Here is a 23,395-nt window from a genome sequence, read left to right as displayed (position 1 = left end):
TTCGCGCAAACGGCATGGTCAGTGCCGCCTTTCAGCGCTCGATCGGATATTATTAAAATTTGATCTTATTTGCTCGTGCCTGAAGCCGCATCATGTCACCGGCCGGCAATCGAAGCCATCCATCAAGGTGAATGTAGTGCAGGAGAACTCTTTGCGCGCGGATGAAGCTGGGCGTCAGCGCCGCGTTTCCCAACCCGGATCGAAGTAGAAATTGCGGGTGCCGATGTTGCCCTGGCCGGCGCCGGAAACCACATAGGCGATGCGGACGATGCGGAAGCCGCCCGCTCCCTGCTGCAGCCCGTAGACGCCTTCCATGCCCCGATCGTAAAAACCCGCGGTCGGCACGGCAAGCGCCAGCATCGCCAGCGATGCCTGAAAGGCGAGTTTCGCGGCATTCGCGCGCAGCGGGATCCTGTTCTCGATGACATGCCTCACGACGATGACCAACACCAGAAGCCCGTAGAGGAAGGCGTTGAGGGCAGCGAACCAGTAGAAGCCGGTGGCGTCGAAGGGGTGGTCGACGAGCAGGACAGGCAGCGCCGCACCGACCGCCAGCACCACGTAGGGAACGAAGGCGCGCAGCGGAATCAGGCTCTTTGGGCCACTGCCCTTTGGCGTGACGCGGAAATCCACGAACGACTTGGTCAGATAGTCGCGCAGCGACGACACCGTGCCGGCCAGCACCCACGGCCAGCGCGCGAAGAAAAGGAACAGCGTGCCTTCCCAACTGATCGTCTTGGCCGTCATCGGTCGCGAGAGGCCGAATGCCTTCAGCATCATGACCAGGCCAACCAGGGCGCCGGCGTTGGGCAGGTAGTAGAAGAGGAAGTCGGCATACATGACATTGGCAAAGTTGCGCCCGGTGACCAGCGCATACATTGGCATTGCGTACATCAGCAGCGCAAAGACCGCGAACAGCGGATACCAGAGCTGGCAGAACAGAAACTGGAACCGCAGTCTCGGCGACAGCTTGGGAAAGTATGTGGGCGAATATTCGAGCAGGATCGTCATTAGGCTGCGCGACCACTGGAATTCCTGAGTGACAAGATCGGCAAAGGTTTGCGGGCCATCGCCATGGGCAATAGCGTCCGTCGCATGCACGCCGCGCCATCCGGCCGCGTTGATCAGCATCGAGGTCGAATGGTCCTCCGCCAGTTCCGGGCCGAGACCGCCCGCCTGCTTCAGTGCCTTGGTCCGCACCGCATAGTGTGAGCCGATGCAGAGCGGCGCCCCGCCGCCGGTATGGCCGGATTGCAAGGGGCCGTGGAACATCCCTTCCGGAAACAGCCGGCCGCGCGCCGACCAGCTTTCGGCGGCATTGTTGTCGCAGATGCTCGGCGCCGAGACATAGCCGACCGCGGGATCGGCGAAGGGATAAAGGATTTCCCTGAGATAGGTCGGCGTCGGCACATGGTCGGCGTCCATCTGCGCGACGAAATCGTAACGCTCATAACCATAGTGGTCATAGAAGAAGGCCAGGTTGCCTTCCTTGCAGCGGGTGCGGCGCGGCCATGTCTTGCGGTGGTAGTCTTCCCTGCCGCGCCGCGTCGATATCAGCACGCCGCGGGCATCGCACCAGCGGACCGTCTCCTCGGAAGGATCCTCGTCGGCCAGCCAGGTGTCATGCGGATAATCCTGCGCGAGCATTGCTTCCAGCGTGCGCGCGACCACGGCGAAGGGTTCGGATGGAGCCTTGGTCACCACCATGGCGACTCGCGAACTCTTTGGGACGCTGTAAAGCTTTGAAGGTTTCAGTGACGCGTGCACGTTGAGCAGGAAGTACATCGGCATCAAGGTCAGCCAGGCCAGCACGAGTGTGGCGAAGGTGAACGATCCGATGTGTTCGATATGTTCCGGCTTCAGCCACCAGGCCCAGAAAAAACCGAGGGTGGCGAACCAGAAAGCCAGGCCTGTCCGCAGGATCCATTGCTGGATCGGAGAGAGTACGGGCACGAGAAAAGGAGCCTTCTCAGCCGAGACGGCCGGAATTGACCCGGGCCGCTTTGCCCGTCTGCCCGTACGGCTGACGATGCCTACGTCTAAACTCATGTCCCTACACGCCGCCACTTAGGGCTGCAGCCAACGACCGCTGCAAGGCCCTTAAATCCCCGCAGGCAGAATCGGCGGTCGCTCCGTTAGTGTCAACTAAATTAAATGCTGCTTAACCATCCTTCTTGAACGTTGGTTAACCTAACCCCTTGAACGGGAGCCCAAACTTTCGCCACGAGGCCAATGGCCGGCTCCGGAATAGACGTTCGGTGAAATTTTTCAGCGTTGGAAAATAGCTGATGGGGCCAAAGGCGCCCGGTGGGATTCCGGCAAGGTCGGCCCGTTAACCATGCCCAGCGAATCATGGTTAAGCAACCGTTAATTGTACTTGACTCTCTATGGCGACCGGCTCTTAAATTAGCCCGGGATGATATATCGGAATATGACGCGAATTTGTGAGTATCGCGGCGAACCTTTTCTCTTGAGCTCCTCGTGCCGGCGTTTGAGAGATGATTTTCTTGGCGGGAATCCGTGCGCAGCACTCCCGCCAATCGTCGCTCCGAAATCCCGCAGATTCCGCCGATAAAGCCGATCGGGTTTGGATGGTTGCGTCGATCACGTGTCGACGCGTGGGCGAGGCTTCGACTTCCGCAGGATGTCGAAGCCATGGGAGATTATCATGAAACATATCGCAGCAAGTGCGCTTGCAATCGCGTTGGCCTTGGGCGGCAGCGCCGCGTTGCCGACTTCGGCGGACGCCGGCTCGGCAGCCGCGACGGATCCCGTTCAGACGAGCAGCGCCGCGTCGGCGTTCGGATCCTATGACCCTTACGGCGACTTCAGCGCCGACAAGACCGCCAGCATCGAGGAGTTGTTCCTACCTTGGGAAGACGTCGATCTGACGACCCTTCCCTTGGCCGATGCCTATGCCCTTCAGCGAAACCGGTCGCTCTTGATCACCATCGAGCCTTGGACCTGGTCGAAGGATTGGCGCATCACCCCGAACGAACTGCGCGACGGCATATTGAGCGGCAGATATGACGCCAACATGCAGGCGATCTGCAACCTGGTGGGGGCCATGAAGAGCCCCGTCACCATTCGTTGGGCGCAGGAGATGGAAGACAAGAACGGCCGCTTCACCTGGGCCAACTGGGCTCCCAAGGATTGGATCGCCGCCTACAAGCGCGAGGTCGATCTCTGCCGCAAGGCTGCTCCGGCCGCCAAATACATGTGGTCACCCAAAGGTGAAGAGGGTCTGGAGAAGTACTACCCCGGCGACGACTATGTCGACGTCATCGGCCTGTCGGTATTCGGCCTGCAGAAAAAGGACAATGACGAGGCCGGTCGTGACCGTACGTTCGCCGAGACGCTGAAGCCCGGATATGACCGCGTCGCGGGTTTCAACAAGCCGGTCGTCGTGGCGGAACTCGGTTATGTCGGCAAGCAGGAGTATGTCTCGCAGTGGGAGGCCGATTCCCGCAAATCCTATTCGGAGTTTCCGGCCCTGACCTCGGTGGTCTACTTCAACCAGAAGGAGGTGTGGCCATGGTTGGGTGGCTATGGGCTACCCGACTGGAGGGTTACTCAGCATGTCCTGCCCTAGGCGTACTCTGTCAGGGTCGAGTGCAAGCGTAAAAACTGAGTGTACGTAAATTGTAGGGGTGGGGTCGTGAAACGAATATTGGGGAATTCCATTGGAACGGCACTTGCCTGTTCCATAGCCGTCCTGGCTTTCCAGCTTCCGGCAACAGCCAAGACGGCGTCGCAAACCGCCGACCTGGCCATGAAGGCCGAGGCGGTGCCCGACGAGGGCATCTATCAGATGTACCAGAACCGTTCATGGCTCTGGGGTCGAAATGGTGCGGGCTATTTTGCCGCGCAGCGCCGTCAATTCAGCGCCTGGACTTCGGACAAGGGCAAGCTGGGTTACGGTGACGGCATCTGGTTCATTCCCGGCGGCGGCAAGGTTTGCTTCCGGGCAAAATGGCATGGCGCGGGAGGCGACTCCAACGCCCTCACCTGCTTCGAGCATCGTCAGGCCGGACGGGTGATCTACCAGCGCAAATTACCGGATGGCGACTGGTACGTCTTCAGGAGTTCGCATCGCAACCTGGCGGACGAGTTCATGAAATTGAAACACGGCGACTACGTCAGCTGGAAACAGAAACGGATCAAGGCCCGCGACTAGAGCCTTATCATCCGCGGCACATCGCTGACCAAAGCGCATCGCGTTGATGCGCTTTGGGTCTTTCTTGCATGCATAGCGCTAGGCCTTGCGCTCCCAGCGGCGGTCCGATGTCTGCTGCCAGTAGGTCACGGCATGGCCCGCGTCCTTCATCGTCTTCCAATGCCCCCTCGCCGCCTCGACCTGGGCGGCGTCATGGCCATCGAACAGGAACACGGCACGCTCGTAGCCGGCAAGGTCGGACGGCACCGCGCCGTCGACCAGGAACCTTATCTCGGCTTCGTTGGGATTGCCGTCGCCGGTGGTCAACAGGATAGGCTGCTCGCCGGGATAAGCCTCGCGATCGGTCGCGTGCGCCAGGAAAGAATCATCGCGGAATGTCCAAAGATGCTGGTCGAGCGCGTCGCGCCGTTCCTCGGTGCCGGTCTGCACCACGGCGCGCCAGCCACGATCGACGCTGCGCTCGAGCAGGCCTGGCAGCGCCTCCTCCAGGGTCGATTCGGTCAGATGGTAGAACAGCACGTCGGCCATGGATCGTGGTCAGCTCTCGTAGTGATCGCGCACCAGCCGGTCGAGCAGCCGCACGCCGAAGCCTGAGCCCCAGGACTGGTTGATCTCATTCGACGGCGAGCCCATGGCGGTGCCGGCAATGTCGAGATGCGCCCAGGGCGTGTCCTTGACGAAACGCTGCAGGAATTGCGCCGCTATGATGGCGCCGCCATAGCGGCCGCCAATGTTCTTCATATCGGCGTTCTTGGAATCGATCAGCTTGTCGTATTCGGCGCCGAGCGGCATGCGCCACAGCCGCTCCTGCGTCGCCTGCCCTGCCGCCGCAAGCCTGTCCGCCAATTCGTCATTGTTGGAGAACAGGCCGGCATAGTGGAGGCCGAGCGCGACCATGATGGCGCCGGTCAGCGTCGCCAGATTGACCATGAATTTCGGCTGGAAGCGGTCGTTGCAGTACCACAGCGCGTCGGCCAGCACGAGACGCCCCTCGGCGTCGGTGTTGAGCACCTCGATGGTCTGGCCCGACATCGAGGTGACGATGTCGCCGGGACGCTGGGCATGGCCATCGACGGCGTTTTCGACCAGGCCGATAATGCCGACGACATTGGCCTTTGCCTTGCGCGCGGCCAGCGCATGCATGAGGCCGGTCACGGCGGCAGCGCCACCCATATCCCCCTTCATGTCCTCCATGCCCGAAGCCGGCTTCATCGAATTGCCGCCGGTGTCGAAAGTGACGCCCTTGCCGACGAAAGCGATCGGGCCGTCCTTGGGCTTGCCGCCGTTCCACTGCATGACGGCCATGCGCGCGCCGCGGGGCGAGCCTTGCGCGACGCCGAGCAGCGAGCCCATGCCGAGCTTCTTCATCTCCTTCTCGGTCAGGATCTCGACCTTGACGCCGAGCGTCTCGAGTTCCTTGGCGCGAGCCGCGAACTCGACCGGTCCCAGTATATTTGCCGGTTCGTTGACAAGGTCGCGCGCCAGAAGCACGCCGTCGATCACCGCCTCGGCATCGGCGAAGGCTTTCTTGGCGCCTGCCGGGTCGGCGGTGTGGATGGTTATCTTGGCCGGCTTCTTCGGATCAGCCTTTGTGTCATCCTTGTCCTTGCCGGTCTTGTATTTGTCGAAGGAATAGCTGCGCAGGAGGATGCCTGCCGCAAGGTTGGCGGCGTCCTTGCCATCAATCGAAGCGCCGGCAAGGTCGAGCACCACGGCGACGTCGGTTGCCTTGCGCAGCGACGCCGCAATGGTGCCACCAAGTTTCAGCCAGGCATATTCATCGAGCCCCGCCGCCTTGCCCGCGCCGATCGCGACCAACCTGTCGAGCGACGCTCCTTCCGGCGCCAGTATCTCGACGACGCCGGCGAACTTGCCGGTGAATTCGGCCACCGGGAAGGCCCGTTCCAGCGTCTTGCCAGGATCGTAAGCCCTGGCCGCATCGCTCAGGCCGCCGTCATCCGCCGACAGCACGAAGACCGTGCCCTTCCGGTTCGCCGCCGTCTGCGGCGCGGCGAATTTTGCAAAGGCGATCGATGGTCTCGGGTTCATCATGTCCTGCTTTCGGGGATGGCGTGCGAAGCGTTTGAAGCGATCCGCGACATTTGGTCGTTTTCCGGCATTTGGCAAGACTTTGCCAAAATGGCTACCCATATGACAGTTGGAATCGATGGCGATTCGTCGCGGCACGGCCCCGCTTCATGCCGCAACCTGTTGTTAACCATCGATGTTCGTCCTTTCTTATCCATTCCCTCCGACACTCCGATCCATTGCGGCACGCGACGTGGGACGGGAACCGGATCGCCTGCCTGATCGAGCCTATCGGAGCCAGTTGTGCGGGCGTCGCCGGGCAGCTACCCTTAGCGTGGTGGCATGATGCCGTTCGAGAAAATCGAGTAAAGCCTTCATGAAGGTCGTTGAACGCTACATCATGCGCCGCGCTTTCGTGGTCTTTCTGGCAGCGCTGGTCTGGACGCTGGCCATCGTGTGGACCACGCAGGTGCTGGCCAAGATCGACCTGGTTACCGACAGCGGCCAGTCGTCGCTGACCTTCTTCGAGGTCGCCGCGCTTATTCTTCCCTCGATCATTCCGATCGTCGTGCCTTTCGCGCTGGTGGTGGCGGTCGCACAGACACTCAGTGTCATGAATTCGGATTCCGAACTTGCCGTCGTCAACGCCGCCGGCGCATCGCGCTGGACGATCGTGCGGCCAATCATGCTTCTGGCCCTTGCGGCGAGCGTATTTTCCTTTGCGGTCGACAACGGCATCGACCCCTATGCGCGGCAGAAGAACCGCGCTTTGGTGGCGCAATCGCGCGCCGATCTGTTGTCGCTGATCATCCAGGAGGGCACATTCCGCAAGATCGAGGATGGGCTGTTCCTGCAAATTGGCGAGCGGCTTCCGGACAATCGGCTGGGCGGCATCTTCGTCGCCGATTCGCGCGAAGAAGGCGTCAATCTCGTCTATTATGCCAAGACCGGCAGCGTCGTCGAACGCGGCGGCGAAAAGGTGCTGATGATGAATGACGGCGTCATCCACCGCAAAACGCTGACCGGCGACCTCAGCGTCATCCGGTTCACCTCCTATGCTTTCGACATGTCGGCCTTCATGGCGGCGGCCTCCGAGGTGACGCTGCTGCCGAAGGACCAGACCACCCAGTACCTGCTCAATCCCAACGTCAACGACAAGCTTTATCAGCAGGCCCCTCAGCAATACCGGGCCGAGATCGACCAACGATTTTCGGAATGGCTGTATTCCATGGTGTTCGCGCTGATCGCGCTGGCGGTCGCAGGGGACGCGCGCTCGCATCGCGAGGCTCGCGTCAATCCTTTGATCACGGCCATCACCATATCCCTCTTCGTGCGCTGGCTGGGTTTCTTTGCCGCAAGCAAGGCCGATGAAGTGCCGCAATATGCCTACATGGTCTATGGCGTGCCCATAGTGGCCTCCGCGGTGGCGATCTGGTTCATCGTCTCCAACCGGACCATGGAACTGCCGGTGGCCTGGGCGGACTGGATGACAAATCTGGCCAGCCGAGTCGGCGACAGCTGGAACGCCCTCAAACTGCGCTGGTCCAGGCGCGGCACCTCAGGTCAGGGGATCGGCTGATGGGCTGGACGCTGGGTCGTTATTTCTTCTTCCGTTACGTGACGATCACGATCTGGTTCTTCCTTGGCCTGCTGGCGCTGGTTTTCCTGATCGATTTCACCGAGCTGTCCGGCCGCACCACCGGTCTGCCCGGCTTCACTTACGGAACGGCGGTGGCCATTTCAGGCCTTCGCATGCCGATGATCATGCTGCAGACCGTGCCGTTTGTCGGCCTGTTCTCGGCGATGGCAACTCTGGTTTCGCTCAACCGCCGCTACGAACTGGTCATCGCGCGGTCCGCCGGCGTTTCCGCCTGGCAATTCCTTTTGCCATGCTGCATCGGCGCGTTGCTGTTCGGCTTTGTGTCGGTCGGGCTCATCAACCCGCTGGCCGCGCATGCCTTCTCCTTGTCCGAACAGATCGAAACCCAGTTGCGCTCCGGCAAATCAAATACGGTTTCGGCCGACGCCGCCCCCTGGATTCGTCAGAAAACCAGCACCGGCGACACCATCATCGGCGCGCGGGCCATCCTCGACCAGGGCCTGGAGATGGCCGACGCAGTCTTTTTCGTCCTCGACCAGCAAGGCAACATCGTCGAGCGCAAGGACGCCGCGCGCGCTTACCTGCGGGACGGCTATTGGGAATTGCAGGATGTGAAGACCTTCAGGAACGGCACCATCCAGCCCGCGGCAAGCGATCGTGTGCCGACCAATCTGAAGCCTGAATTCGTGCAGGAGCGGCTGGCGCGCCCGGAGACCATCCCGTTCTACGACCTGCCCGGAAAAATCGAGGTTGCCCGTTCCTTCGGCCTCAAGGCAAATGCGTTTGCCATGCAGTTTGATTCGCTGGTGGCGTTGCCGTTCCTCCTCGTCGCCATGACGCTGATTGCGGCAACAGTTTCAATGCGATTTGCGAGGATGGGACAATCGGCAACGATGATTCTGGGTGGCGTCGTTGCCGGGTTTCTGCTTTATGTCGTTTCGGTGCTGGTGAAGGCATTCGGCGTGGCGGGGTTCGTGCCGACTGCCATAGCCGCCTCGGTGCCAGTCGTGGTAGCTATGTTCTTCGGGGTGACTTTCCTGCTATACAAGGAAGACGGCTAGTGAGGGAGGCGTTTTTGCCCAGCAGCAGGCAGGCCCATTTGGCGCGCCTTTATGCGGCGAGCGCCTTGGCGTGCCTGCTTGCCTGCGCCGTGCCGTTGCCTGCGTTCGCGCAGGAAGTCGGCAAGATGGCGACCAATGTTCCGTCCGGCTCGCAGATGCTGCTGGCGGCCGACACGCTGGTCTACAACAACGACAACCAGACGGTGACCGCCGTCGGTGGTGTGCAGATCGACTATGGCGGCAACCGCCTCGTCGCCCAGAAGGTCATATACGACCGCAACACCAAGCGGATGGTTGCCACCGGCAATGTTGAAATCGTCAACAGCGACGGCACCAAGATCAATTCGCAGCATATCGATATCACCGACGATTTCGCCGACGGTTTCGTCAATGCGCTGCGCGTCGAAACCATCGACAAGGCCTATTTCGCCGCTGAGAGCGCCGAGCGCATGGGCGGCGTGCTGACCACCTTCCACAATGGCGTCTACACCGCCTGCGAGCCGTGCGAAGACAAGCCAGACAAGGCTCCGACCTGGCGCGTGAAAGCCAGGAAGATCATCTGGAATGGCGAGAAGAAGACGGTTCGCTTCGAGAATGCGAATTTCGAATTCTTCGGCTTTCCGCTCGCCTATCTGCCGGCTTTCGAGATCGCCGACCCGACGGTGAAGCGCAAGAGCGGCTTCCTGATCCCGGGCATCAGCTACAACAGCCATCTGGGATACAGCGTCAAGGTTCCCTACTATTTCGCGCTTTCGCCGACATATGACCTGACGGTGTCGGGAAGCGGCTATACCAAACAGGGTTTCCTCGGCGAGGCCGAGTGGCGCCAGCGCTTCAACAATGGCGAATACAGTTTGAAGATCGCCGGAATTCAGCAGCGCGATCCGGACGCCTTCATCGACCGCGCCGGGCGCAACGTCGATTCGGGCACGGCGGGCGATCCCAACAAACTCCGCGGCATGATGGGCACGCAAGGGCAGTTCGCTATCAACGAACGCTGGAATTTCGGCTGGGATGTGCTGCTGCAGACCGACAAGAACTTCTCGAGCACCTACAACATCGACAAGTACAACGGCAGCACCCATCAGTCGACGGTCTACCTGACCGGGCTCAATGGCCGCAACTACTTCGATGTGCGCGCCATGCACTTCGATGTGCAGGAAAATACACTCAACAGCAATATTGCCGCGCGCAGCAACCAGCAGCCCTGGGTGCTGCCGTCGCTTGACTACGCCTATATCCCCGACGCGCCGGTGGCCGGCGGCCAGCTGTCGCTCAACGTCAACACGCGGGTCCTCCGCCGCGATGAACTCGACCAGACTTTCAACGTTCCTTACAATGCCGGCACGCCCGTGCAGCGCGTGCGCGGCATCGAAGGCGAATCCGGCCGCCTCACCACCGAGGCCGAATGGAAGCGGACTTTCGTAACCGACGACGGGCTGGTGCTGACACCGCTGCTGGCGCTGCAAGGAGACGTCGACTACGTCAACGCGTCATCGGGTTCGCTCGCGGCCGTCAACCAGATGGCGACCAATCCGCTGATAAATGCCAACGACGATATGCGCTCGTCGTTCGCCCGCTACATGGCAACCGCCGGGCTCGAGATGCGTTGGCCGCTGCTGTTTTCCATGGCCAGCGGCTCCAGCCACGTCGTCGAGCCGATGGCGCAGCTGTTCCTGCGTCCGAACGAACAATATGTCGGCGGCCTCGCCATTCCGAATGAAGACGCCCAGAGCATGGTGTTCGACGCGACCACCCTGTTCGAGCGCGACAAATTCTCCGGTTATGACCGCATCGAAGGCGGCTCGCGCGCCAATGTCGGCTTCCGCTACTCGGGCTCCTATATCAACGGCTGGGGCACCAATGCGATTTTCGGCCAATCCTACCAGATCGGCGGCGAGAACTCCTTCGCCGCGCCGGATCTGGTCAATGTCGGCGCCTATTCGGGCCTTCAGGACACCAAGTCCGACTATGTCGGCCTGTTTGGCATCAGCAGCCCGAACGGGTTCGCGGCTTCCGTCAGCGGCCGCTTCGACGAACAGACTTTCGAGGTTCGCCGCGCCGAGGTGAAGGCAGCCTATTCAGGTCTGCCGGTGTCGCTCAGCGCCAAGTACGCTTTCATCCAGGCCCAGCCGCTCTACGGTTTCACGACCGACAGACATGAGGTGACACTCGGTGCGTCCACGCATCTTGCCGAAAACTGGCGCGTGTTCGGGACAGGAACCTATGATCTGCAGCAAAGCCTGCTGGTCAAGGACGGGGTCGGTTTCGCCTACAACGATTCCTGCTTCACCTATCTGATGACGTACTCGCAGTCGCGCGACTTGAATACCAGGGAAGTGACGCAGAGCATCGGCTTCAACCTGTCGTTCCGCACCCTTGGCGACTTCGGCTCGTCGACCAGCGCTATCGACACCATCCAGTAGCCGGCGAGACATCGTTTCGCCGCATAGGGCTGGCACGGATTCGCGCACCCGGAAGAGGACGAAATTGGGCGGAACCGGGATAGAATTGGGATGCTAACGATGAGGAAATACCTCTTTTCAGCAGGGTTCGCGCTGCTTGTGGCGGCGACATCCGTGTCGATGGCGGTCATGACGCCGCCGGCTTTCGCCAGCACGATCAAATACGTCGTCAACGACGTACCAATCACGTCGGGCGATATCGCGCATCGCGCCGCCTTCCTGAAGCTGCAGCGCAAGAAGGGCGATGCCGCCCAGGAAATGATCGACCAGACGCTGCGCCTTGCCGAAGCCAAGCGACTTGGCATACGCATCAGCGACGCTCAGGTCGAGGCGGCCTACCAGCGCTTTGCCACCAACAACAAGATGCAGCTCAGCCAGCTTGATGGCGTGATGGAAAAATCCGGCGTCGGCAAGGATCATTTCAAGGAATTCATCCGTGCCCAGATGGCCTGGAACCAGGCTTTGAGCGCGCGTTACCGTTCCGGTGAAGGCGGCAGCGTGACCGAGCAGGATGCGGTCAGGCGCATGCTCGACAAGGGCGGGGCCAAACCGAGCGCCACCGAGTACATGCTGCAGCAGGTCATCTTCGTCGTCCCGGCATCTGAACGCAGCGCGACGCTGGCCAAGCGCAAGCGCGAGGCCGATGCCATGCGCGCCCGCTTCAACGGCTGCAACACGACGCGCGAATTCGCCAAGGGCCTGCTCGACGTCACCGTTCGCGATCTGGGCCGGGTGCTGGCGCCGCAGCTGCCGCCGGACTGGGCCGAGCAGATCAAGGCGACCAAGGTCGGTGGCGCGACCACCACGCGCGAGACCGAGCGTGGCGTCGAGTTCATCGGCATCTGCTCGTCGCGCGAAGTGTCCGACGACAAGACGGCCCAGATGGTGTTCCAGAGCGAAGGCTCCAGCGACAAGGCCGCCGACGAACTCAGCAAGAAATATGTCGACGAGCTGAAGGCGAAAGCCCGCATCGTCAAGCGCTGACGTGAAGAGCGCAATGACCGCGCTGGCGCTAAGCGTCGGCGATCCGTCCGGCATCGGCCCCGAAATCGCCATCGCCGCCTTCCTGGCGCGCGAGGCGGTCGCCCTGCCCGCCTTTTATCTTTTGGCCGATCCGGCGCTGATCGCCTCACGGGCAAGCCGGCTGGGCGTGTCGTTGCCGATCGTCGAGACGACACCGGCACAGGCGGCGCAGGCTTTCGCCCGCACCTTGCCGATCGTTCCACTGGCGGCCCGGTTCATCGACAGCCCCGGCCGGCCGGATCCGGCCAACGCGGCCGGAACCATCGAGGCGATCGATCGCGCTGTCGCCGCCTGCCTTGCCGGCGACGCCGCCGCCGTGGTCACCTGTCCGATCGCCAAGAAGCCGCTCTATGATGCCGGTTTCCGCTTTCCCGGCCATACCGAATATCTGGCGCATCTGGCGGCCCGGCACAGTGGTGTCCAGGCAATGCCGGTCATGATGCTGGCAGGCCCGGACCTGCGCACGGTTCCCGTCACCATCCACATCGCCCTGGCCGAGGTGCCGAAGGCCCTGACCACAGAACTGATCGTCGCGACAGCGCGCATCACCGCGGCCGACCTCGCCGGCCGCTTTGGCATCGCCAGGCCGAGGCTGGCCATTGCCGGCCTCAATCCGCATGCCGGCGAAGGCGGTTCGATGGGCCTGGAGGACGAGCATATCGTGCGGCCGGCGGTCGACATCCTGCGCGCCGAGGGCATCGATGCTTTCGGCCCCCTGGCGGCCGACACGCTGTTCCATGCGCGGGCGCGGGCAGGCTACGATGCTGCACTTTGCATGTATCACGACCAGGCGTTGATCCCGGCCAAGACGCTGGCCTTCGACGATGCGGTCAACGTCACGCTCGGCCTGCCTTTCATCCGCACGTCGCCAGACCATGGCACCGCCTTCGATATCGCCGGCAAGGGCATTGCACGGCCGGACAGCCTGATCGCCGCATTGAAGCTCGCCAGAACGCTCGCCGACACCGACAAAAAGGCCGCGGCCGCATGAGCGCCTCCGTTTGGGGTCCTAACGCATGAGCATCGACGGGCTGCCGCCGTTGCGCGATGTCATCGAGCGCCATGGGCTGCAGGCGAAAAAGGCGCTCGGCCAGAACTTCCTGCTCGACCTCAATTTGACCGGCAAGATCGCCCGCAGCGCGGGCGACCTGACAAACACCACGGTGATCGAGGTTGGTCCTGGCCCCGGCGGCCTGACAAGAGCGCTGCTTTCCAACGGCGCCCTCCGGGTTGTCGCCATCGAGCGCGACGAGCGCTGCCTGGCGGCATTGGCCGAAGTCTCCGCTCACTATCCCGGCCGGCTGGAGGTGGTTTCCGGCGATGCGCTGAAAACCGACTTCGCCGCCCTCGCCTCCGCGGCCGCCGGAGCCAGCGGTCAGGTACGGATCGTGGCCAATCTGCCCTACAACATCGGCACTGAATTGCTCGTGCGGTGGCTGACGGTCGTGGACTGGCCACCCTTCTACGCCTCGATGACGCTGATGTTCCAGCGTGAGGTTGCCCAGCGCATCGTCGCCGAGCCGGGCAGCGACGCCTATGGCAGGCTTGGGGTGCTGGCCGGCTGGCGCACTAAGGCCAGGATCGCCTTCGACGTGCCTCCCCCGGCCTTCACGCCGCCGCCCAATGTGACCTCTTCGGTGGTGCATCTGGAGCCGCGCGTGACGCCCCTGCCCGCTGACGTCAAGAAACTCGGCCGCGTCACCGAAGCCGCCTTCGGCCAACGCCGCAAGATGCTGCGGCAGAGTGTGAAGAGCCTCGGCGGCGAGGCCTTGCTGGAGCGTGCGGGCATAGATCCGACCCGCCGCGCCGAAACGCTCAGCGTCGAGGAATTCGTCAGGCTGACCAATTCTGTTTAGCGCCGGTCTGGAATTGCGACGATGCAGGAATAGATAGTCCGGCGAGCATGCCGGAGAAACCTAAATGCCTGCCTATATCATTTCCGATGTCACCATCCGCGACCAAGACGCATTCCAGACATACCGCTCGCGTGCCGCGGCTTCCATTGCCCATTATGGCGGGCGCTATCTCGTACGCGGCGGCCAGGTGGATACGCTGGAGGGCGAGTGGCATCCCACACCGCTGATCGTTGTCGAATTTCCTGACATTGAGCAGGCACGGCGCTGGTACGCATCCGCCGAGTATGCTGCAGCGCTGGATGTGCGCGACGCCGCGCTCAGCCGCCATCTGATCCTGGTCGACGGCATGGCGGCCTGACGCCAATCAGACGGTTTTCTCGTCCAGCAGCCCTGAGACGAAATCGAAGAGACCTGGCCGACGGTCGCGCCGCAATCGTTCGGCGACAACGATACCGCGCACCTCGGCGAAGGCGCGGTCGAGATCGTCATTGACGATGACGAAATCATATTCCTTCCAGTGCTCGATCTCGTTGCGGGCATTCTTCAGCCGCGTCTCGATCACCTCTTCCTGGTCCTCGGCGCGTCGCTTCAGGCGGGCCTTCAATTCCTTCATCGATGGCGGCAGGATGAAGATCGAGACGATGTCGGCGCGCATCTTCTCCTTCAGCTGCTGTGCGCCTTGCCAGTCGATGTCGAACAGCATATCGCGGCCCTGCGCCAGCGCCAGTTCCGCGGGCTCGCGCGGCGTCGCATAGCAATTGCCGTGCACCTCCGCCCACTCGAGCAGCGCATCGGAATCACGCAACCGTTCGAACTCGCGCATGGTGCGGAAATGATAATGGACACCCTCGATCTCTGAGCCGCGGCGCGGTCTGGTGGTGACCGAGACCGACAATTCGAGGCTGGAATCGCTTTCCAGGAGGTTGCGCGCGATCGTCGACTTGCCGGCCCCGGATGGCGACGACAGGACGAGCATCAGCCCCCGGCGGCGGATGCGGGATCCCAAATCCCTGGGAACCATCGGTTCCTTGGCGACCATCGGCTACTCCAGATTCTGGACCTGTTCACGAAACTGGTCGACCACCGCCTTCAGCTCCAGCCCGATCGCGGTGACGGCTGCGGCGTTCGACTTCGAACACAGCGTATTCGATTCGCGGTTAAATTCCTGTGCCAGAAAATCGAGCTTCCGGCCGACGGCGCCGCCGCCCTCAAGCAGCGCCCGGCCAGATGCGACATGCGTCTTCAGCCGATCGATCTCTTCGCGAATATCAGCCTTGGTGGCGAGGAATGCCGCCTCCATGTGCAGCCGGCTCGCATCCAGATTGACGGACGCGTCGATCAGCAGCCTGACCTGCTCGGCTATGCGTTCACGGATCGCCGCCGTCTCGCGGGACGGATCCGCCTCCGCGCGCAGCGTCAGTGCCTCGATGGCGTCGATGTGGCCAGACAGCAGCAAAGCCAGGGCCGCACCCTCACTTTGCCGTGCCTGCTCGAGTCCTTTCAGCGCGACGTCGAGCGCAGCCATGATGGCGCTGTCGAGCGCGGCGCGCGCCTCTTCGGTTTCCACGGTTTCGGGAATGTCGAGCACGCCACGCAGCGACAGCAACCCGTCTGCCGTCGCGGGAGCAACGCCGAACTGTTCCTGCAGCCGCTTGGCGAGACCCGCAAGGTCCTTTAGGAACGCCTCGTTGACGACGGGTTGCGCCTGCGTGCCGGCGGCGCGGCCAATGGTCAGCGTCGCCTGGAAATTGCCGCGGGCAAAACGCTTCTGCAGCGTTTGCCTGACCGCCGGTTCCAGCCGCTCGAAACCTTGCGGCAGCCGCAGCCGCACCTCGACGCTCTTGCCGTTGACGGACTTGACCTCCCAGGCGATCGAGGTCCCGTCATGTTCGGCGACCGCACGCGCAAATCCGGTCATGCTCTGTAAATTCATGTCGCCTGCACATCCCTGGCGCATCACCCCGAAACCAGTTTCCGGACAGGGCAAGTGCTGCTTGAAAATAACCCCGCCGTAGGTGCGTCGAAATCGGACGCGTGGCGTTCCTTCAAATGTCAGGCTGTCGCCTTTCGGGCAATGCCTTTCTTCGCCTATTGGGCATCGCCCGCATCGCCGCCGGCGTCGCCATTGTCGCCACCAGTGCTGCCGTCGGCAGGTTTGTCGGTAGCAGGCTTGTCGGCGTTGCCGTTTGCACCAGCGGGAGCGGCGGCCTTGGCCGCGTCATCGGCCTGCTTCTTCTGCAACGCACGATATCGGGCGACGTTCTCATTGTGCTCGTCGAGCGTCGCCGCAAAGACGTGACCGCCCGTGCCGTCGGCGACAAAATAGAGATCGTCGGTCTTCGATGGATTGGCCACGGCCTCAAGCGCTGCGCGGCCCGGATTGGCAATGGGCGTCGGCGGCAGGCCGTTGATCATATAGGTATTGTAAGGCGTCTGCTTCTGGATGTCCGACTGGTAGATCGGGCGGTCAGCGGGCTTTCCCTTGCCGCCGAACAGACCATATATGATGGTCGGGTCGGATTGCAGGCGCATGCCCTTGGCCAAGCGGTTGAGGAAGACGGCGGCGACGCGCGAACGCTCGTCACCCTTACCGGTTTCCTTCTCGACGATCGAGGCCAGCGTGACGAAGTCCTCGATATTGGCCAGGGGCAGGTCCGGCGCGCGCCGCTGCCAGACCTCGTCGACCAGTTTCTTCTGGTCGGCCACCAGCTTGTCGATCATCTGCTGACGCGTCGCACCGCGCGTGAAGCGCAGCGTGTCGGTGGCAACGCTGCCCTCGGGAGGCGTTGTCGCCGGCATGTCGCCGCTCAAGGCGGGTTCATCGGCGATACGCTGCAGAGCCTGCTCAACCGTCAGCCCTTCCGGAATGGTCAGCGAGTACATCACCGACTTGCCGCTTTTCAAAAGCTCCATGATGTCGCGCATGGATGCCCGGGGCTTGATTTCGTATTCGCCGGCCTTGAGCGCGGAATCGTTGCCGAAAGCACGCACGCCAAGGCGGAAGACGCGGGCGTCACTGATCAGTCCACGGCGCTCAAGCTGGTCGGCGATGTCCTGGACGCCGGTGTTCGGCTTGACCAGGAAGGTGTCGCCATTGGCCGATGGACCGGGTTCAGTGAATTCCTGCTTGCCGAAGTAAAGTGCCGCGCCCGCGGCCAGAACCATCAGCATCACCAGGGAGATGACGAAGTTCATGAACACCACGACCTGGCTGCGCGAAGCGCGCGAGCGCTTCGGCGGCGGCGTTCCGGCTTCCGGCCGCAAGGCCTCGCTGGCTGTCTTCGGCACGATCGGTCCGGTATTGTTCGCCGGCCGTTGCCCGACTTCTCCATTGCCCGCCGGATTTGTGGTCATCTCGCCCTACCGTTTGATCTCTCAACGAATCCCCTGCGGCAGAGTAGGGGCGAATATGGCAAAATTGACGACATGCCGAAGCATCGCCCGGCAGCCGGACGATCAGCCATTGTAGCGCTGGAACACAAGCGAAGCGTTTGTACCGCCGAAGCCGAAGGAATTGGAGAGCGCCACGTCGATCTGGCGGGAGCGAGGCTTGTTCGGCACCAGGTCGATCGCGGTTTCGCGCTCCGGTTTGTCGAGATTGATGGTCGCGGGCGCGACATTGTCCCTGATCGCAAGGATCGAAAAGATCGCTTCGGCGGCACCCGCCGCTCCCAGGAGATGGCCGATCGACGACTTGGTCGACGACATTGAGATCTTCGACGCGGCATTACCGACAAGCCGCTCGACTGCGCCGAGTTCGATCGTGTCGGCCATGGTCGAGGTGCCATGCGCGTTGATGTAGTCGACATCGGCGGGCGCAAGCCTGGCCCGGTTCAGCGCCGCGGTCATGCAACGGAAAGCGCCATCGCCGTCTTCAGCCGGTGCGGTGATGTGATAGGCGTCGCCGGTGAGGCCGTAGCCGGTCACCTCGGCATAGATTTTGGCGCCACGCGCCTTGGCATGCTCGAGTTCTTCCAGCACCACAACGCCGGCGCCCTCGCCCATGACGAAGCCGTCGCGGTCACGGTCATAGGGACGCGATGCCGTTTGCGGCGTGTCATTTCGCTCGGTCGACAGCGCCCGGCAGGCGGCGAAACCGGCGATTGACAGCCTTGTCACCGGCGCCTCGGCACCGCCGGCGACCATGACGTCGGCATCGCCCCACATGATCAGGCGGGCCGCATCGCCAATGGCGTGCGCACCGGTCGAGCAGGCCGTGACCACGGCATGGTTCGGGCCTTTCAGCCCGTGCCGGATCGAAACCTGGCCGGAGACGAGATTGATGATCTGGCCGGGGATGAAGAAGGGGCTGATGCGGCGCGGACCGCGCTCCTTGAGGATTATCGCGTTCTCGGCAATGCCCTCGATGCCGCCGATGCCGGAACCGATGAGCACGCCTGTGGCGCATTGTTCTTCGTGGGTCTTGGGCTCCCAGCCGGAGTCCTTCAGCGCTTCGTCGGCGGCCGCAATCCCGTACAGGATGAAGTCGCCGATCTTGCGCAATTCCTTCGGCTCGAGCACGGCCTCGGGATTGAAGGTGGCATTGCTGCCGTCACCACGCGGAATGACGTGGGCGATCTTGCAGGCAAGATCCTCCACCTCGAACTCGGTGATGCGCTTGGCCGCGCTGCGGCCGGTCAGAAGTTCCTTCCAGCTGTGCTCGAAGCCCATGCCGAATGGCGACAACAACCCAAGGCCCGTGACGACGACACGCCTCATCGCAGGTCCTCCCCAGTGATGACTGCGGAAAGCGTCAGGCCGAAGCCTTGTCGATGTACTTCACCGCGTCGCCGACGGTCAGGATGGTCTCGGCTGCGTCGTCGGGAATTTCCACGCCGAACTCTTCTTCGAACGCCATGACGAGTTCGACCGTGTCGAGGCTGTCAGCGCCCAGATCATCGATGAAGCTCGCCTGCTCCGTCACTTTGTCGGCATCGACGCCAAGGTGCTCGATGACGATCTTCTTGACGCGCTCTGCGGTGTCACTCATTTGGGGCATCCTCGTCTTTTGTTTGTCTGTCTTCGTTAGCGGGCAGAATGCCGCTAATCAAGCTGAAAGATGGTCCTGCCGGAAACGCAACGGCCACGAACCGGTTTTTGCCCGAACCGCCGGGTTGCGGGCCGCATTACACGAAAAATGGCTGAGGTCCAAGGTGAAATGGTCTCTTTTCACAGGCCCGCCATATCCGTCAAATCATGGCCATGCCGCCATTGACATGGATGGTCTGGCCGGTGACGTAGGCGGCTTCGTTGGAGGCGAGGTAGGCGACGGCGGACGCCACTTCAGCACCCGTGCCCATGCGGCGCGTCGGTATCGCCGCCATGATCGCGTCTTTCTGCTTGTCGTTGAGCTTGTCGGTCATGGCCGATTCGATGAAGCCCGGAGCAACGCAGTTGACGGTGATGTTGCGGCTGGCGATCTCCTGCGCCAGCGATTTGGAGAAGCCGATCATGCCGGCCTTTGAGGCGCAGTAATTGGCCTGGCCGGGATTGCCGGTCACGCCGACCACGGAGGTGATGTTGATGATGCGGCCATGGCGGCGGCGCATCATCGGATGGGTGAGTTCGCGCGTCAGCCGGAAAACGGCGGTCAGGTTGACCTCGAGCACGGAGTCCCAATCGGCGTCCGACATGCGCACGAACAGGCCGTCCTTGGTGATGCCGGCATTGTTGACCAGTATGTCCACGCCTTCGAGTTCGGCCTCCGCCTTCTGGCCGAGCGCCTTGACTTCGTCGCGGTTCGACAGGTTGGCCGGAAACAGCTTGACCCGGTCGCCGAGTTCGCCCGCCAAGGCCTCCAGTTTCTCGATGCGGGTGCCGTGCAGGCCGACAATGGCGCCTTGTGCATGCAGCACGCGGGCAATCGCCTCGCCGATGCCTCCCGATGCGCCGGTGACGAGCGCCTTGCGGCCGGTCAGTTCGAACATTTTCGTCTCCTGATCTGAGAAAACACCCTTCACACGGGTGGGGTCAAATCGCCAGTGGATTATGCGAATGTGGCAAGTGCGGCCGCGACATCGGCCGGCGTGCCGACGGCCGATGTCGCGATGTCGCGGTTGATGCGCCGTGCCAGGCCCGACAGCACCTTGCCGGCGCCGATCTCGTAAAGCGTGGTGACGCCGTTGGCGCCGAACCATTCGACCGTTTCACGCCAGCGCACGCGGCCGGTGATCTGCTCGACCAGGCGCCGGGCGATCTCGTCGGGATCGCTGGTCGGGGTCACCGTGACGTTGGACAGCACAGAAACCGCCGGCGCATGCTTCGTCACACCGGCGAGCGCATCGCGCATGACATTGGCCGCCGGCGCCATCAGCGCCGAATGGAAGGGTGCCGAGACCTGCAGCATCAGCGCCCGCTTGGCGCCCTTTTCGGTGCACAATTTGGCGGCCAGTTCGACCGCGGCCTTGGCGCCGGAAATGACCAGCTGGCCGCCGCCATTGTCGTTAGCGATCTGGCAGACCTTGCCGGAGCCTTGCACAGCCTCGGTGCAAGCGGCTTCGACATCCGCCTGCTCCAGTCCGATGATGGCCGCCATGGCGCCTTCGCCGGCCGGCACAGCCGCCTGCATGGCATTGCCGCGAATGCGCAGCAACCGAGCCGCATCGGCGACGGAAACGAAACCCGCGGCGGCAAGGGCCGAATATTCGCCCAGCGAATGGCCGGCGACATAGGCGACCTTGTCCTTCAGCGAGAAACCGCGCGCTTCCAGCGCCCTGATTGCCGCCAGCGAAACCGCCATCAGCGCCGGCTGCGCGTTGGCCGTCAGCGTCAAGGTCTCTTCCGGACCTTCCCATATCAGCTTCGACAGGTTTTCGCCGAGCGCGTCGTCGACCTCCTGGAAGACCCTGCGCGCCTCGGGAAAGGCGTCGGCGAGATCCTTGCCCATGCCGACAGCCTGGCTGCCTTGTCCCGGAAAGGTGAATGCGACGGCCATGCGTGGGCTCCCGAAGACTGGTTTTACTTGACCTGATAACACGAATTTTCCCTGCCTGTGGCGCAAGGCAGGCCGCCAAGTCAAGCCCGGTTCAACCCGGCCCCAGTTCCGAACCGTACGCCGAGTGCCTGTTCCGAAAGGGCTTTTTGGCGATCACTCCTGATGAAAACCGCTCACGAATCGTTCGCTGGCTCTTCTTATTTCCGCCACAGGCGCTAGCTTTGCGTGACAATTATATGACAATCGCGTGACTTGGGTTGTCGCCGGGTGGGAAGTAAAGTGGCAAAGAGTTCGAAACGCGCCAGCAAAGCTGCGCCTCAATTCCTGGAAGACGATCCGTCCACCGGCTATTTGCCGGGCCGGAGATGGCCGGTCGTCCGTTACGGGCTGATAAGCTTGGCGATCTCCGCCATCCTGGTGTTCGCCATCGAATTGATCGTGCGCGGTGACGTCGCCGGCACCGTTTTCTTCTTCCTGCAGCCGCTCAAGCCGGGTTGGACCACCATCGTCGTGTTCGCGCTGATCCTCATCGGTCTCGACGCCGTTCTGGGACGCAGCCATCAGAGCCTGATGATCGTCGCGCCCTTGACGCTGGCGCTGGCCTTTGTCGGCCATCAGAAATCGCATTATCTCGGCGATCCGCTCTACCCGACTGACTTTCTCTACGCTCGCCAGATCTTCGCGCTGCTGCCGCTTCTGGTGCGTGACCGGCCGATGACCGCGCTCGCCATGGTCGCCGGCATCATCGCCGGCCTGTCGCTGCTCGTCTATGGCTGGCGGCTGTGGCGCCGCAAGGTTCCAGCGCTCAGCCACAAGGGCCGCCTTGCCCGGCTGACGCTGGCGGTGCCGCTGCTCGCCTTCTTCGTCTCGATCATGGACTATGCCACCTTCTCCTGGACCAGGGATCGGCTGCAGATCATCCCGATCATGTGGGACCAGAAGGAAAACTACGCCTCCAACGGCTTTGCGCTCGCCTTCGCGCTCAACGTGCCGATGGCGCATGTCTCGGCACCGCCGGGCTATACGGACAAGGCGATCGCGGCGATCGACCGGCCGCAGACGACGGCCTCGGTGCCCGATGAAAAGCCCGACATCATTATCGTCATGAGCGAATCCTTCTGGGATCCGACCAGGCTGCCCGGCGTCACCATCACGCCGGATCCCATTCCCACCGTGCGGGCATTGCGTTCCGGTTCGATGTTCTCGCCTGAATTCGGCGGCATGACCGCCAACATCGAATTCGAGGCGCTGACCGGCTTTTCCAACGCTTTCCTGCCGGCTGGCAGCATCCCCTACCAGCAATATGTGCGCACGCCGACGCCTTCCATGGCGACCTTCCTGAAAAGCGAGGGCTACAGCGCGCGTGCCATCCATCCCGGCACCAACTGGTTCTGGAACCGTGGCGCGGTGTACGCCGATTTCGGCTTCAACGATTTCAAGTCGGAAGAGACGCTGCCGCCCATGGAAAAGCGCGGACCGCTGGCATCCGACGCGGCGATGACGGACGAGATCATCCGCGAAGCCGACGCCAGCAACGAGCCGGTGTTCTTCTTCGCGGTCAGCCTGCAAAACCATGGCCCCTATGAACCGAACCGCTATTACAACCCGACCCACGCGGTGCAGGCGCCGATCAGCCAGTGGGCGCGCGACTCGCTGTTGAGCTATGCGGAGGGTTCAGCCGACGCGGACCGGGGCCTTGAACGGCTGATCGAATGGGCCAAGAAGCGGGAGCGGCCGACGATTGTCGCCTTCTTCGGCGACCATCTGCCGCCGCTCGGGCCGGTCTATGTCGAGACCGGCTTCCTCAAGGACAATGTCGCGCCGCGCAAGGAGCCGACGCCGCAGGCCGCCCTTGACCATCACGAAACGCCGCTGATCATCTGGTCGAACCGGTCCGGTCCGGTCGCGAACCTCGGCACGGTGAGCCCGGCATTCCTGCCCTATCATATCCTGACTGCCGCCGGCATCACCCATCCCTACTATACGGGCTTCCTGGGTGAGATGCGGGAGCGCTACCGCGTCGTCGACCGCAACCTGCTTCTGACCCCGGCCGGCGAGGCCACGCCCGACTGGTCGCGCCAGAAGGAGATCGACCCGGCGATCCGCGATTTCCGGCTCATCCAGTACGACATGATGTTCGGCAAGCGCCACGCTGCGCCCGACTTCTTCCCCGAGACGGTCGACAAGGTTGTCGCCCACACGAGTTGATCAGCCGACCCATCGGGTTCAGCCTGGACCTGGCGGGGCAAAC

General features: G+C 62.5%; 20 protein-coding genes. 10 read left to right on the top strand and 10 right to left on the bottom strand.

Annotated elements, in window-relative coordinates; genetic code table 11:
- Positions 1 to 174: 174 nt before the first annotated feature.
- Complete coding sequence (locus tag AB4Z43_RS24470; protein ID WP_441939171.1) at positions 175 to 2,049, bottom strand: glycosyltransferase family 2 protein; 1,875 nt, start codon at positions 2,047 to 2,049, stop codon at positions 175 to 177.
- A gap of 619 nt (positions 2,050 to 2,668) precedes the next feature.
- Here AB4Z43_RS24470 and AB4Z43_RS24465 point away from each other — a divergent pair.
- On the top strand, positions 2,669 to 3,592 hold the full coding sequence (locus AB4Z43_RS24465; RefSeq protein ID WP_202379288.1) for a glycoside hydrolase family 26 protein: 924 nt from the start codon (positions 2,669 to 2,671) through the stop codon (positions 3,590 to 3,592).
- Between the two features lie 180 nt (positions 3,593 to 3,772).
- The gene (locus AB4Z43_RS24460; RefSeq protein ID WP_236952095.1) at positions 3,773 to 4,177 is read left to right on the top strand and encodes a DUF995 domain-containing protein; all 405 of its coding nucleotides are present in this window, start codon (positions 3,773 to 3,775) and stop codon (positions 4,175 to 4,177) included.
- A gap of 78 nt (positions 4,178 to 4,255) precedes the next feature.
- On the opposite strand, the gene AB4Z43_RS24455 is transcribed toward AB4Z43_RS24460, so the two are convergent.
- Positions 4,256 to 4,705: a DNA polymerase III subunit chi gene (locus AB4Z43_RS24455; RefSeq protein ID WP_441939169.1), complete on the bottom strand. Its 450-nt coding sequence runs from the start codon at positions 4,703 to 4,705 to the stop codon at positions 4,256 to 4,258.
- A 9-nt stretch (positions 4,706 to 4,714) separates the two neighbouring features.
- Positions 4,715 to 6,226, bottom strand: coding sequence for a leucyl aminopeptidase (locus AB4Z43_RS24450; protein WP_027046678.1), 1,512 nt, complete (start codon positions 6,224 to 6,226; stop codon positions 4,715 to 4,717).
- Between the two features lie 355 nt (positions 6,227 to 6,581).
- On the opposite strand from AB4Z43_RS24450, the gene lptF reads away from it, so the two are divergent.
- The 7 genes from lptF (at position 6,582) to AB4Z43_RS24415 (ending at position 14,568) form a co-directional block, all read left to right on the top strand.
- On the top strand, positions 6,582 to 7,784 hold the full coding sequence (lptF, locus tag AB4Z43_RS24445; protein WP_019857280.1) for an LPS export ABC transporter permease LptF: 1,203 nt from the start codon (positions 6,582 to 6,584) through the stop codon (positions 7,782 to 7,784).
- Complete coding sequence (gene lptG / locus AB4Z43_RS24440) at positions 7,781 to 8,866, top strand: LPS export ABC transporter permease LptG (RefSeq protein ID WP_027046677.1); 1,086 nt, start codon at positions 7,781 to 7,783, stop codon at positions 8,864 to 8,866. The genes lptF and lptG overlap by 4 nt, the downstream gene beginning before the upstream one ends.
- Positions 8,866 to 11,292 carry an LPS-assembly protein LptD gene (locus AB4Z43_RS24435; RefSeq protein ID WP_019857277.1) on the top strand — a complete coding sequence of 809 codons (2,427 nt, stop codon included), beginning with the start codon at positions 8,866 to 8,868 and terminating at the stop codon, positions 11,290 to 11,292. Before lptG ends, AB4Z43_RS24435 begins: the two co-directional genes overlap by 1 nt.
- Before the next feature lie 90 nt (positions 11,293 to 11,382).
- Positions 11,383 to 12,315: a SurA N-terminal domain-containing protein gene (locus AB4Z43_RS24430; RefSeq protein WP_441939166.1), complete on the top strand. Its 933-nt coding sequence runs from the start codon at positions 11,383 to 11,385 to the stop codon at positions 12,313 to 12,315.
- A gap of 13 nt (positions 12,316 to 12,328) precedes the next feature.
- Positions 12,329 to 13,345, top strand: a complete 1,017-nt coding sequence (pdxA, locus tag AB4Z43_RS24425; protein WP_171880394.1) for a 4-hydroxythreonine-4-phosphate dehydrogenase PdxA — start codon at positions 12,329 to 12,331, stop codon at positions 13,343 to 13,345.
- A gap of 25 nt (positions 13,346 to 13,370) precedes the next feature.
- Positions 13,371 to 14,210, top strand: a complete 840-nt coding sequence (rsmA, locus tag AB4Z43_RS24420) for a 16S rRNA (adenine(1518)-N(6)/adenine(1519)-N(6))-dimethyltransferase RsmA (RefSeq protein WP_441939164.1) — start codon at positions 13,371 to 13,373, stop codon at positions 14,208 to 14,210.
- A gap of 64 nt (positions 14,211 to 14,274) precedes the next feature.
- Complete coding sequence (locus AB4Z43_RS24415) at positions 14,275 to 14,568, top strand: DUF1330 domain-containing protein (protein WP_069091805.1); 294 nt, start codon at positions 14,275 to 14,277, stop codon at positions 14,566 to 14,568.
- A gap of 6 nt (positions 14,569 to 14,574) precedes the next feature.
- Here AB4Z43_RS24415 and gmk read toward each other — a convergent pair whose 3' ends face one another.
- The 7 genes from gmk to fabD form a co-directional block, all read right to left on the bottom strand.
- Positions 14,575 to 15,231 (bottom strand): guanylate kinase, encoded by a 657-nt coding sequence (gene gmk / locus AB4Z43_RS24410; protein ID WP_441939343.1) that lies wholly within the window; start codon positions 15,229 to 15,231, stop codon positions 14,575 to 14,577.
- Positions 15,232 to 15,252: 21 nt separating this feature from the next.
- Positions 15,253 to 16,143 carry a YicC/YloC family endoribonuclease gene (locus tag AB4Z43_RS24405; RefSeq protein WP_069093372.1) on the bottom strand — a complete coding sequence of 297 codons (891 nt, stop codon included), beginning with the start codon at positions 16,141 to 16,143 and terminating at the stop codon, positions 15,253 to 15,255.
- 155 nt (positions 16,144 to 16,298) lie between these two features.
- A complete protein-coding gene (gene mltG, locus AB4Z43_RS24400) occupies positions 16,299 to 17,564 on the bottom strand; it encodes an endolytic transglycosylase MltG (RefSeq protein WP_019857270.1) in 1,266 nt (421 codons plus the stop codon).
- 102 nt (positions 17,565 to 17,666) lie between these two features.
- Positions 17,667 to 18,929, bottom strand: coding sequence for a beta-ketoacyl-ACP synthase II (gene fabF / locus AB4Z43_RS24395; RefSeq protein ID WP_441939161.1), 1,263 nt, complete (start codon positions 18,927 to 18,929; stop codon positions 17,667 to 17,669).
- Between the two features lie 34 nt (positions 18,930 to 18,963).
- The gene (locus AB4Z43_RS24390) at positions 18,964 to 19,200 is read right to left on the bottom strand and encodes an acyl carrier protein (protein WP_006203723.1); all 237 of its coding nucleotides are present in this window, start codon (positions 19,198 to 19,200) and stop codon (positions 18,964 to 18,966) included.
- 199 nt (positions 19,201 to 19,399) lie between these two features.
- Entirely contained in the window at positions 19,400 to 20,137 is a 738-nt protein-coding gene (gene fabG / locus AB4Z43_RS24385; protein ID WP_441939159.1) for a 3-oxoacyl-[acyl-carrier-protein] reductase, read from the bottom strand.
- Positions 20,138 to 20,196: 59 nt separating this feature from the next.
- Entirely contained in the window at positions 20,197 to 21,144 is a 948-nt protein-coding gene (gene fabD / locus AB4Z43_RS24380; RefSeq protein ID WP_441939157.1) for an ACP S-malonyltransferase, read from the bottom strand.
- 279 nt (positions 21,145 to 21,423) lie between these two features.
- On the opposite strand from fabD, the gene AB4Z43_RS24375 reads away from it, so the two are divergent.
- Entirely contained in the window at positions 21,424 to 23,352 is a 1,929-nt protein-coding gene (locus AB4Z43_RS24375; protein WP_441939155.1) for an LTA synthase family protein, read from the top strand.
- The last annotated feature ends 43 nt before the right edge of the window (positions 23,353 to 23,395 follow it).

The sequence above is a fragment of the Mesorhizobium sp. 2RAF45 genome (assembly GCF_052115225.1).
Lineage (GTDB): Bacteria > Pseudomonadota > Alphaproteobacteria > Rhizobiales > Rhizobiaceae > Mesorhizobium > Mesorhizobium jarvisii.
Note: the sequence above shows the minus strand (reverse complement) of the source record. Positions and strands in the feature narration are given on the sequence as shown.